This is a genomic window from Mycobacterium sp. E3198, from assembly GCF_001667015.1.
In the GTDB taxonomy this organism is placed as follows: domain Bacteria; phylum Actinomycetota; class Actinomycetes; order Mycobacteriales; family Mycobacteriaceae; genus Mycobacterium.
Genome location: NZ_LZIS01000092.1, coordinates 95,570 through 106,370, shown reverse-complemented (window position 1 = coordinate 106,370; position 10,801 = coordinate 95,570). Strand labels below are relative to the sequence as shown.

General features: G+C 69.4%; 14 protein-coding genes. 5 read left to right on the top strand and 9 right to left on the bottom strand.

Features of this window, described 5'->3' with window-relative positions; genetic code table 11:
* From A5673_RS10265 to A5673_RS10245, 5 genes are all read right to left on the bottom strand, one after another.
* On the bottom strand, positions 1-883 hold an 883-nt coding region (locus tag A5673_RS10265), incomplete at its 3' end, for a BadF/BadG/BcrA/BcrD ATPase family protein (RefSeq protein ID WP_231970988.1).
* Positions 850-1,788 (bottom strand): DUF1214 domain-containing protein, encoded by a 939-nt coding sequence (locus A5673_RS10260; RefSeq protein WP_068230877.1) that lies wholly within the window; start codon positions 1,786-1,788, stop codon positions 850-852. The genes A5673_RS10265 and A5673_RS10260, both read right to left, overlap by 34 nt.
* 57 nt (positions 1,789-1,845) lie before the next feature.
* Complete coding sequence (locus A5673_RS10255) at positions 1,846-3,081, bottom strand: cytochrome P450 (RefSeq protein WP_068230850.1); 1,236 nt, start codon at positions 3,079-3,081, stop codon at positions 1,846-1,848.
* 123 nt (positions 3,082-3,204) lie between these two features.
* The gene (locus A5673_RS10250) at positions 3,205-4,395 is read right to left on the bottom strand and encodes an MFS transporter (protein WP_068230846.1); all 1,191 of its coding nucleotides are present in this window, start codon (positions 4,393-4,395) and stop codon (positions 3,205-3,207) included.
* A 23-nt stretch (positions 4,396-4,418) separates the two neighbouring features.
* Positions 4,419-5,315 (bottom strand): NYN domain-containing protein, encoded by an 897-nt coding sequence (locus A5673_RS10245; RefSeq protein ID WP_068230843.1) that lies wholly within the window; start codon positions 5,313-5,315, stop codon positions 4,419-4,421.
* Positions 5,316-5,425: 110 nt separating this feature from the next.
* Between A5673_RS10245 and A5673_RS10240 the strand changes: the two genes are divergently transcribed.
* The gene (locus A5673_RS10240) at positions 5,426-6,298 is read left to right on the top strand and encodes an alpha/beta fold hydrolase (RefSeq protein WP_068230840.1); all 873 of its coding nucleotides are present in this window, start codon (positions 5,426-5,428) and stop codon (positions 6,296-6,298) included.
* A gap of 3 nt (positions 6,299-6,301) precedes the next feature.
* Here A5673_RS10240 and A5673_RS10235 read toward each other — a convergent pair whose 3' ends face one another.
* Complete coding sequence (locus tag A5673_RS10235) at positions 6,302-6,667, bottom strand: STAS/SEC14 domain-containing protein (protein ID WP_068230837.1); 366 nt, start codon at positions 6,665-6,667, stop codon at positions 6,302-6,304.
* A complete protein-coding gene (locus A5673_RS10230; RefSeq protein WP_068230833.1) occupies positions 6,664-6,990 on the bottom strand; it encodes a hypothetical protein in 327 nt (108 codons plus the stop codon). Before A5673_RS10230 ends, A5673_RS10235 begins: the two co-directional genes overlap by 4 nt.
* Positions 6,991-7,051: 61 nt before the next feature.
* Here A5673_RS10230 and A5673_RS10225 point away from each other — a divergent pair, with 61 nt between their 5' ends.
* Positions 7,052-7,459 (top strand): helix-turn-helix domain-containing protein, encoded by a 408-nt coding sequence (locus A5673_RS10225; protein WP_068230828.1) that lies wholly within the window; start codon positions 7,052-7,054, stop codon positions 7,457-7,459.
* On the opposite strand, the gene A5673_RS10220 is transcribed toward A5673_RS10225, so the two are convergent.
* Both A5673_RS10220 and A5673_RS10215 read right to left on the bottom strand, forming a co-directional pair.
* Entirely contained in the window at positions 7,456-7,980 is a 525-nt protein-coding gene (locus tag A5673_RS10220; RefSeq protein ID WP_082958653.1) for an SRPBCC family protein, read from the bottom strand. The genes A5673_RS10225 and A5673_RS10220 overlap by 4 nt on opposite strands.
* Before the next feature lie 88 nt (positions 7,981-8,068).
* The gene (locus tag A5673_RS10215) at positions 8,069-9,310 is read right to left on the bottom strand and encodes a cytochrome P450 (protein ID WP_068230874.1); all 1,242 of its coding nucleotides are present in this window, start codon (positions 9,308-9,310) and stop codon (positions 8,069-8,071) included.
* A 109-nt stretch (positions 9,311-9,419) separates the two neighbouring features.
* Here A5673_RS10215 and A5673_RS10210 point away from each other — a divergent pair, with 109 nt between their 5' ends.
* The 3 genes from A5673_RS10210 (at position 9,420) to A5673_RS10200 (ending at position 10,799) form a co-directional block, all read left to right on the top strand.
* The gene (locus A5673_RS10210; protein ID WP_068230822.1) at positions 9,420-9,791 is read left to right on the top strand and encodes a hypothetical protein; all 372 of its coding nucleotides are present in this window, start codon (positions 9,420-9,422) and stop codon (positions 9,789-9,791) included.
* Positions 9,792-9,854: 63 nt separating this feature from the next.
* Entirely contained in the window at positions 9,855-10,199 is a 345-nt protein-coding gene (locus A5673_RS10205) for a hypothetical protein (protein ID WP_068230819.1), read from the top strand.
* A gap of 30 nt (positions 10,200-10,229) precedes the next feature.
* The gene (locus tag A5673_RS10200; protein ID WP_068230815.1) at positions 10,230-10,799 is read left to right on the top strand and encodes a hypothetical protein; all 570 of its coding nucleotides are present in this window, start codon (positions 10,230-10,232) and stop codon (positions 10,797-10,799) included.
* Positions 10,800-10,801: the final 2 nt, after the last annotated feature.

Below are 10,801 nucleotides of genomic sequence, written 5' to 3'. Positions count from 1 at the left end.
CGTCGCGGCCGCGCGGGGCCGAGCCGGCGGACACGCGGATCACGTGCGGCTCGTGGATCGCCCCCAGCCGCAGCGCGCCGTCGAGTGGGTCGCCGGCGGCCGGGACGAGGTCGAGCCGCTCGCGCAGCGCCTCGACGCCGGCCAGCCCGCCGACCATCGCCACCGGGCCGTCCCCGGCCGCGCGGGCCGTCGCGGCGAGCGCGGCGGCGGCGGCATCCACGATCGCCCCGGCCGCGGCATCGCCCGTCGCGGCGAGCACGTCGGGCGCGAAGGAGGCGAGCGCGGCGGCGGACCCGAATCGCGCGGGCCAGGTTTCCGGCGGACCGAAGCGGGCGCGGGCGGCGTCGAGTAGTGCGGTGGACGGGCCGCGGCCGTCGTGGGCGCGCAGCGCCGCCCGCAGGCCCGCGGCGCCCATCCACGCCCCGCCGCCCTCGTCGCCGAGCCACGGCCCCCAGCCGTCGGCGGTCCGCAGCGCGCCGTCGGGGCCGATCGCGAGCGCGACGACGCCGGTGCCGACTACCAGCACGACGCCCGGCTTCCCGTCGAGGGCGCCCGCGTGGGCGATGACGGCGTCGCTGGTCACCGCGACGCGCTCGGCGCGCAGCGCGGCCAAGAGCGCGATGCCCAGCTCGCGCGCCGCGCCGGGCGCCGCCAGCGCCCCGGCTGCGCCCACGATCACCTCGCCGACGGGGCCGACCTCGCGCGCTAAATCATTGGCCAAGGCCAGGATCGCCGCCTGCGCGGCCCGTACGCCGCCGGGCGCCGCCAGCCCCGGCGCCCCCGCGCCCTCGGCCCGCCGGCCGCCCGCCGCGGCCCGGCAGGACGTCTTGCCGAGGTCGACGGCGAGGATCACGAAAGCGGTTCGGCCGCAGGGAAATCCCACTCGCCACTGAGAATCTTCTCGTGCGGTCGGTAGAGGCGCACCAAGTAATTCCATCCCGGCGTGATCGGCAAGCAGTTGGCCGTCGCGGCGCCGCAGCCGCCGAACTGAATCGTGATGCTGCCGTCGGCAGCGCGTTGTGCCGTGAGGTTGTTGAGCGAGTAACCGTTCTGCGGGTTGGGGGAGAAGTAGCCGTCTTTGTTGTAGACGCTCACTGACCAGAACCCGTCGACGGGCACCTCGTCCACGACCAGCCGGTACGCGGTCGCCCCGTCGTTGGCGGCCGGGCGGACGCTGAAATAGATGGCGTCTTTTTCCGGGTTTCCGCCCCAGGCCGACGCCGAGCCGATCAGCCGTCGCACCGGGTCGGTGTCCTGCTTGGTGCCGAACATCCCCTTGGAGTCGGGCAACGTGGTCGAGAGTTGGAGGAGCGCGTCGCGCACCGCGTTCTGGCTGACGGGATCCCAGTCGGGAATTTCGAAGCTGCCGGCGTCGTCCTGCCGCACCGCAATGGCGTCTTGGAGCGCATGGACCGCGTCGAGATCGGCGGCGTCGTTCGGATCGACCAGGGTGCGGATGGCGACCATCACATAGCGCGTGCCGATGCCGTCACGGGTGAGGGTGTGTTCGCCGTGCCCATAGAACACCGCCGGAACGTAGTGGTCCTCGGTGATCACCTGCGTCGACATGAACCGGCGGCCGGGATCGGGTAGTGAAATCGTTGCCGGCCCGGCGTCGAGGTCGAAAATACCCGGGGAATACAGCGTGTCCCGGTTCGACCGCACCACCAGCTGCTGGTCCAGCGGCGTGGGCTGACGGAAATGGATAAACTTCCCGAACCCGCCGCCCTTGACGACATTGCCGAAATACAAGTCGGTTTCGGCCCGGATGAAGTTGTCCGCCGACACCAGCACCGCGCCGTCGGCGTTCGTGCGCGCGTTCACCGTTGGGACGATACGCCGGGCCTACCGGTCCGCGTCGAACTCGATGGGCAGGCTCGTCGGGCCGCTCAGGCTCACCATCGGCTTCCAGGGAACCGGCCCAGCGGTGCGCGGGTTCAGCAGCCGGCTCGCGATGACGTTCAGAGCCTCGGCGATCTCGCGGCGGGCCAGGTTGGCGCCCAGGCAGTAGTGCACGCCGCCGCCGAAGGTCAGGATCGGGGGCGCCCCGTCGCGGGTGATGTCGACGCGGTCCGGGTCGGCGTAGACCGACGGATCACGGTTGGCCGCAGCGGTATTCACCAGCACCGTGGTACCGGCGGGGAAAAGGTAGCCGTCGAGTTCGGCGTCCTGCGTCACCAGGCGCAGGGTCCCGCACGCGATCGGCGAGTGGCGCATGGTCTCCTCGACCGCACGCATCGCCAGCTCGGGCTGCTCCTTGAGCAATCCCCATTGCCCCGGGTGCTCGCAGAGGACATGCACCGACGCGGCCACCTGGTTGCGGGTGGTGTCCGTCCCGGCCAGCAGCAGGCCGCCGGCCATCATCCGCAGCTCGGCGGCGCTGAGCCGGTCGCCGTCCTCCTCGGCGCGGATCAGGTCCGACAGCAGGTCGTCGGTGAGGCTGTGCCGGCGGCGGGCCACCATGTCGTCGACGTACTCGTCGAGCTCGCCCCAGGCGCGCATGACGACCGGCTCGACGTCGCGGAGGTCGACGGTGAAGCTGAAGGCCTTGAAGATGTCGTCCGCCCACGCGGAAAACCGTTGCCAATCCTCGCGCGGCGCGCCCAGCAACGCGCAGATGATCGGGACCGGGTAGGGGCGGGCCAGGTCGGTGACGACGTCGCAGCAGCCCGTGTCGGCGACCCGGTCGACCAGTTCGCTCATCACGGCGACCATCGTGTCGTGCAGGCGCAGCGTCGCCCGTGGCGTGAAGGCCTTCGAGGCCAGGCTGCGCACCCGCTGGTGGGTGTCGCCCTCCATGCCCAGGAGGCTGTTGACCACCTTGTCCCACAGCGGGCCCGAGCTGATGCCCTGGCTGAGCAGGTTCAGCCCGGGCGGGATCTGGAACCGGGGGTCGCGCAGCACGGAACGCACCAGGCGGTAGGAGAGCACTTCGGGCCCGAACGGCCCCATGGCGACGGGAGCCCGGCGTTGCGCCGCTTGCAGCCGGGGATAGACCTCGGCAGGGGTTTCCTCGGCGGCGTACTCCAACGTCGGTAGGTCGGCAGCGAAAATGCTTGTGGGAGCGGCACCGACGGTCATGACGGTCTCCTCGCGACAACTTTCCCACACCGTATGGCCAGGCCGGCCGACTGTCAACGATATCGGGCTCGGCGCCGAGCATCGCCATACACCGGAAGGAAAATGTCTAGCCAGTGCGGGCGGCTACCCGTGCCGCGCACCGCGGGTCAGGTGCCCGCCGATCAGCGCCGCGGCGAACACGCCGCCCGTGATACCCGAAATGAGCAGGGGCAGTTGGCCGTTGGGACCCCACAGGAAGCCCGCCCACAGCCCCGCGACCAGCACGCCCAGTCCGGTGCCGCCCTGGAACACGCCCTGCGCGCTGGCCTGATGCTCCGGGCCGACCAGCCCCGAGATCCAGGCCTTGCCCACGCCGTCGGTGCACCCGGTGAACAACCCGTACGCGCCGATCAGCAGCCATGCCGTCACGATGTCGGTGGTCAGCCCCAGCCCGATGTAGCCGATCGCGAAGAACGCCAGACCGAGCGCGAACAGCGCCGGGCGGCCGACGCGGTCCGCGAGCGACCCGGCCGGGTAGCTGGCCAGGGCATACACCGCGTTGTACCCGACGTACGCGAGAATCACCTCCACCACCGAGAAGCCGACCTCGTTGAGCCGCAACAACAGCAGGGCGTCGGGAAAATTCACGACGCTGAACGCGACTAGGAGTGCGGTCACCCGCCAGTACGGTCGTGGCAGCGACCGAACACCGGCCCACATGGACTGCCGCTGCGGTCGGGGGCCGCGGCGGCCGCGCTCCTTCGCGAGGAAGACGAGGGCCACGCTGAGGACGGCGGGCACGATCGCGACAAAGAGCAACGGCCGGATCCGGTGGTCGAGCAGCTCGTAGCCCACCAGCCCGAGCAACGGGCCGACGACGGCGCCCAGGGTGTCCATCGTGCGGTGGAAGCCGAAGACCCGGCCCCGCGCCGCCTCGGCCACGTCGTCGACCAGCAGCGCGTCCCGCGGCGCGCCCCGGATGCCCTTGCCGAGCCGGTCGACGACGCGGCCCGCGAGCACGCCCGGCCACGCCGCGGCCGCGGCGACGATCACCTTGCCGAGCGCCGCCATGCCGTAACCGGTGGCGATCAACGGGCGCCGGGCGAATCTGTCGCCCAGCGGGCCCGACGCGAGTTTTGTCAGCGAGGCCGCGCCCTCGCCCAGACCCTCGACCGCTCCCACCACCGAAGGCGGCGCGCCCAGCACGGCCGTGAGGTAGATCGGCAGCAGCGGATACAGCAGTTCGCTGGCGGTGTCCTGCAGGAACGACACCGCGGACAGCACGCGAACGTTGCGGGTGAGCCAGTGCCCGGGCCGAACCACGTCCTGCGTCACGGTGGTCAGCGTAGGGGAGACGCTCAGTCCTCGACGCGCAGCCGCACCATCCGGGTCGTCGAGCTTTCGTCCAACTCGACGACGTCGGAACGCGACCGCAGGAAGTCGCTGAATGACTTGAATCCCAGGGACTTCTCGCTGAACGAGGGGTCCATCCGCTTCATCTGGGCCTTCACCGCCGAGTTGTGCAGCCAGTCGACGTCGTCCTTTTCCAGACCGATCTGCAGCGCGCGCGTCAGGAGCGCGGTCGCGGTGACCTGCGGGTCGGGCGGCTCGTCCGGCTCGTCGCGCTTCTCCGATTTGGATCGTCCGGTCCGCTTCTTCGGCTTGGCGGTGTCGGCGTCGGCGGACGCCGGTTCGGGCTCGAGCACCGGAACCCCCGGCAGCGCGTCGTAGATGACGAAGTCGTCGCAGGCGGCCGCCAGCGCCCGGCTCGACGAGCCCGCCACCCCGATCCCCACCACGTAGCGGCCGAGCCGCTTGCAGCGCTGCGCCAGCGGGATGTAGTCCGAATCGCCCGCGACCACCACCACGTGGGTCAAATCGGGCAGCCGGAACATGTCCTCGACCGCGTCGACGGCCAGCCGGATGTCGGCGCCGTTCTTGCCGTAGGCCGCCGCCGGGAACAGTTGCACCAGATCGACCGCGCGGGCCACCAGCTGCCCGCGATACTTGGCGTTGACGTCGGCCGACCAGTCCGCGTAGGCGCGGGTGAGCACCAGCGTCCCGAACGACGACGCGAAATCGATGATCGCGCCGACGTCGACGGTGGCCCGGGACTGGCGCTCGGGATACTTCTCGAGTCCGCCGGCCTTGTCCCGCTGAAACGAGTTGCGCCCGTTCACCTGGTCGTACCGCGAGATCACGATGTTGTCGAAGTCGAGGTAGACCGCCACGCGGGCCGCGCCTGGCTCGGTCATGGACTAAATCATCGCTGAGGCCCCGGGCACTTTGCCGCCCGGATGCGTTTCTCGTCACGATTCCAACGCCGCGCGTCCCTAAAACCGGGTGGAGCGGGTACACAGGGCCGATGAGCGAGGTGAAGTTTCTCGAGCTGCACGGCGATCGGGTCGCCTACCGCGACGAGGGCGAAGGCGAGGTGCTGCTGCTCATCCACGGCATGGCCGGCAGCTCGGAGACGTGGCGGTCGGTGATACCGCCGCTGTCGAAGAAGTTCCGGGTCATCGCCCCCGACCTGCTCGGTCACGGCGAATCGGCGAAGCCCCGCACGGACTATTCGTTGGGCGCCTTCGCGGTCTGGCTTCGCGATCTGCTCGACGAACTCGGCGTCAGCCAGGCCACCCTGGTCGGTCAGTCGCTCGGCGGTGGGGTCGCGATGCAGTTCGTGTACCAGCACCCCGACTACGCCAAGCGGTTGATCCTGATCAGCAGCGGCGGCCTGGGCCCCGACGTCGGGTGGGTGCTGCGGTTGCTGTCGGCGCCCGGGGCGGAGCTGGTGCTGCCGGTCATCGCGCCGAAGCCGGTGCTGTCCGTCGGCAACCGGCTGAGGTCCTGGTTGAGGACCGCCGGGATTCACTCGCCGCGGGGCGCCGAATTGTGGAGTGCCTACTCGTCGCTGTCGGATTCCGAGACGCGCCAGTCGTTCCTGCGGACGCTGCGATCGGTGGTCGACTACCGCGGGCAGGCGGTCAGCGCGCTCAGCAGGCTGCGGCTGCGCGAGCAGCTACCGGTGATGGCGATCTGGGGGGAGCGGGACGGCATCATCCCCGTCGATCACGCGTACGCCGCCCACGAGGCCCGCACCGACGCCAGGCTCGAAATCCTGCCCGACGTCGGCCACTTCGCGCAGGTGGAGGCGCCGAACCAGGTGGTGGAGCTGATCGAGGACTTCATCGCGACCAGCGACCGCCGCGACGTGGGCAGCCCCCAGCAAAGCGTCTGATCCCTACAGCCGCACCCACTGCCATGCGGCGTCCAGCCGTTCGCGGTCATAGGTCCGCAACTCTCCGCGCATCAGCAGCGACGCGGCGACATTGACGCACCATTGTTCCCACCGTGGCGCGCCCACTACCGCGACCTTGTCGAAGTCGTTGCGATGCTTGACGTCGAAGACCGTGTTGACCCACGCGGCGCGCAGGTCCCAGCCCCCGAAGGGTTCATCGAGCAGGAACAGCACTTTGAGCGTCCGAGACCGGTCGAGCAACGTTCGCACCGCCGGCTCCAGCACATCGCGGTAGTCGCCGACGGTCAATTTTCCCGTCGCGCGCAGGCCCAGCACGTTCCCGCCGCTTTCGCGCATCACTTCGATCATCGCTTCATTCCCGGAACATAGGGCGCGAACAGCGCGTCCGCGTCGGAGTCGAGTCCTGTTGGGGCGTCGATGATGACGATGAACGCGTCCGGTTGCTCCTCGGTGGCGAAGCGCAGGAAGGGGCAACACCGCCGTTCGCGACGGACGAGTTCGCGTGCCTGGGCCGCCGCCGCCGGGCGGTAGCGCAATCGCATCCGGTGGCCGTCGCGGTCGTAGCCGCTCAGCGCGGCCTCATTGAGTTCTCGGATCCACGCGATGCGGGCGGCGTGTTCGTCCGACGAGAGCGTGCAGGCGAGCTCGACTGGTTCGTCATCTGCATTCATGACTCCAGCGTGGTACTTCAAGCGGGTTGAGGGTCAAGCGCGCGAGCGCGACCATGGGGATATGGCTCTCAAAATCAGCGAGCTCGCCGACAGAACGGGAACGACCGCCCCCACGATCCGCTACTACGAACAGATCGGTCTGCTGCCACACCCGAGGCGGGTGGGCGGTCAGCGTCGCTACGACGGCGACGACGTGCGACGGCTGACCTTCATCCGGCGCTGCCGTGACTTCGGCTTCCCCGTCGAGCAGGTCCGAAGCCTCGTCGAGCTGGCCCGGGACGACGACCGCTCCTGCCTGGAGGCGCGTGACTTGGCCGAGACCCACCTGGCGGCGGTGCACGCGAAACTGGCGGAGCTGCGTGCACTCGAAACCAGCATCGCCGGGCTGATCGAGGCCGCGAAGGACGACTGTTCCGGCGGCCCCGGATCGGAATGCGCTGTGCTGGAACGGCTTCGGTGCCCCGGCTAGGCCGTCGGCGGGTCTTCGATGACGCTTTTCAGGTAACGCAGCTCGGTTCTGGCGTGTTCGCGATCCTTTTCGATGCCGTTGAGTAGATGCACGAACGCGAAGGCGGCGACGCGGCCCACCAGGTGTTCCGGGAATCTGGCCCACACCCGGGCGCTGACCCGCGTTTTCGCCTCGCCGGCTGGCTCGGCCCGCCACGTGACACCCTCGCCGACGCGCAGCGGGATGCCGAACCAGCGATACAAAGCGTCGGCTTCCCAGGTCACAGCGGTGCCCGGGTCCACGGCCGTGATCGTCCCCTCGGCGACCCCGGGGATCCCGCCGATCTTCTCCCGTATCCGCAGCCGCGCACCCACCTGCGTCGGCGGCAACGAATCCAAGTGCTCGAGGCCCTCGTGCTCGTGGTTGGAAGCCAACCACCAGCCGTCGATGTCGCTGAGCACGCTCCACACCTGCTCGTGCGGCGCCGCTATCACTACCGATTCGCTGAAATCGAACAATTCCTCACCTCCACCTTTCGTCATTGGGTTTCGTATACCCAACCCTAATGCATATATGCGCAGATATACATATGTGGTCCGATACGCCTGGCGACGAGCGGGGATCAGTGAGCTACCCGGCGGCGCCCCGGTACTCGACCTGCCAGTGCTTGATGCCGTTGATGAACGACGACCGCAGCCGCTCGGGCTCTCCCCTCGACGCCAGGTCGGGGAGGTGGTCGGCGATCGCGTTGAACATCACGTCGATCGTCATGCGCGCCAAGTTGGCGCCGATGCAGTAATGCGCGCCGGTGCCGCCGAACCCGAGATGTGGGTTCGGGCTGCGCAAGATGTCGAAGGCGTGCGGGTCGTCGAAGACCTCTTCGTCGAAGTTGGCCGAGCGGTAGAACATCACCACCCGCTGGCCCTTCCCGATCGATACGCCGCCGAGCTCGGTGTCTTGCAGCGCGGTGCGCTGGAACGCGGTGATCGGGGTGGCCCAGCGGATGATCTCGTCCGCCGCGGTCTTGGGTCGCCGCGCCTTGAACAGCTCCCATTGCTCGGGGTGTTCCGCGAAGGCCATCATCCCCTGGGTGATCGAATTGCGCGTCGTCTCGTTCCCCGCAATGCCCAGCGTCACCACGAACATGCCGAATTCGGCATCGGAGAGGCGCTGGCCCTCGGCGTCGGCCTGGACGAGCGCGGTGACGATGTCATCACCGGGATCTTCGGCCTTGCGGGCCGCCAATTGCATGGCGTACCACATCAACTCGCCCGCGGCCGTCAGCGAGTCGTATTCGGCGAACTCCGGGTCGTCGCTACCGATCATCTTGTTGGACCAGTCGAACAGCTTCTCGTGGTCCTCCTCGGGCACCCCGAGCAGGCGCGCGACGGCCTGCAGCGGGAGCTCGCAGGCCACCTGCCGGACGAAGTCGCCCGACCCCGCGGTGGCGGCCTCGGCGGCGATGCGCGCCGCGCGCTCGCCGAGGTCGGCGCGCAGTCGCTCGACCGCGCGCGGCGTGAAGGCTCGCGAGACGATCTTGCGCAGCCGGCTGTGTTCGGGATCGTCCATCATGATCATCGACGCGCGGCCCGCCTCGATCTGCCCGGCGGCCACGTCTTCCCGATAGCGCGGCACGATGGACTTCTTGGCCGACGAGAAGACATCGCTGCGCAGCGACACCTCGCGGACGTCGCGGTGCTTGCTCACCACCCAGTAGCCGCCGTCGCCGAACCCGCCCTGGCCGGGGGGCTGCTCGTTCCACCAGATCGGGGCCGTCGCGCGCAGCTCGGCCAGCTCCCGCACCGGCAGCCGGTGGGCGTAGATGTCGGGGTCGGTGAAGTCGAACCCCGGCGGGAGGTTCGGGATGCCCATGGGCAGATGGTAGCCGCGCACGCGCCGATGTCGCGGTGATCCGACGAACGCAAGAATTTCGCAAGGATTCGGCGAAGATCCGGCAAGCGGTCTGCGTCACCCTGGGGGCATGTACGCCACCGACGCCCTGAAGTGGGTGGTCGCGAGCGCCGTGCTCGCGGGCGGGGTCGCGGCGGTTGGCGCGGGGCCGGCCGCTGCGACCGCCCGCGCCGACGACGACCACTGCTCGTCGCGGACGGGGTGCTACCACGGCCCCGGAATGCGCTGGTGCCCCGGCGATTACGTGTGGCCCGGGTTGAGGGCGACGGGGTGGGACCTGAATGTGTGCCACGTCTACCACGAGCAGTGCCCGCCCGGGTATTACGGCGGTTGCCCCGACAACATCGTCGAGGGACCTCCGCCGCCGCCACCACCGCCCATCTTCCGGACGCGGGAGGAATGCGAGCGAGCGCTCGGGTTCATCTGCGCGTTCGCGCCCTAGCACGGAGAAGACCAAATGCGATTCGGCCCAACAAGAATCACGGCCATTATCGAGGCAGCCCTGTTGGGCGCCGCGGTCCTGATCGGGATTCCCGCCCACGCCGAGGTGACGGTCCGATCCGCGCCGAGCCAGTTCCATCCGCTGCAGCCACCGCCGGCCCCGCCCACCGACGCCCGGTCGCAGGTACAGGAATTGCTGCGGCAGACCTCCGAGCTGGACGACCAATGGAACGGTCTCGCCCCGGCGGAGCGCAATCGGCGGCTAGCGGCCCTGCAGCAGCAGGCCACCACCGTCCAAAACGACGTCAACAACCTTCCGCCCGACCAAAAGCCCGAGGTGCAAGGGATGCTGATGCTGGCCGTTATCCGGTTGGCCGACATCCTCGGGAAAATGCGGGCGGCGTCGTGAGCACCCCGGAAGTGGCGCGATAATCGCAACGTGCTTCTGATCCCGGCATGGGTGTGGCGCGGTGGTCCCGTGTTCCGTGCGGTGTGCCTGGGGGTCCCGGCCGGTGTTCTCCTGGCGGCCTTGGCATTTGCGGAGTCGGGAGTGCCGCTGAGCGCACCGGTGGTATTCGTGGTCATCAGCCTCTTCAACGGAGTCATGATGGCGCGGCGGATGGGCAAGGCGTGGCCCGCAGCAACCGATCTCAGCGCCGACGAGCGTGTCGCGGTAAGTTCCGCGGCCCGCCGGGGCCACGCTGTCGCCGAGGTCCGACTCGCGCCGGCCGCCATCGAGTACGCCGGCGCGCTGCGGGACGCCGCGGCCCTTTCTCGCCGCTATCAGCGGATTGTGCTGATAGGCGCAGTGGCCGCGCTGGTACTTGCCGTGCTTGACAGCTTCGTTGCGACGTCCCGGGTCGCCGCCGTGTCGTGGGTGATCGTCGCGCTCTTTGCCGTCGAAATCTGGTGGTGGCCACGAGCGCGGGACCGGGTGCTGGCCAACGCCGAGCGCACTCGAGACTCGGCTCGCCGGGCGCTGGGCCAGGGGCACGTCGGCGATGCGTGAGA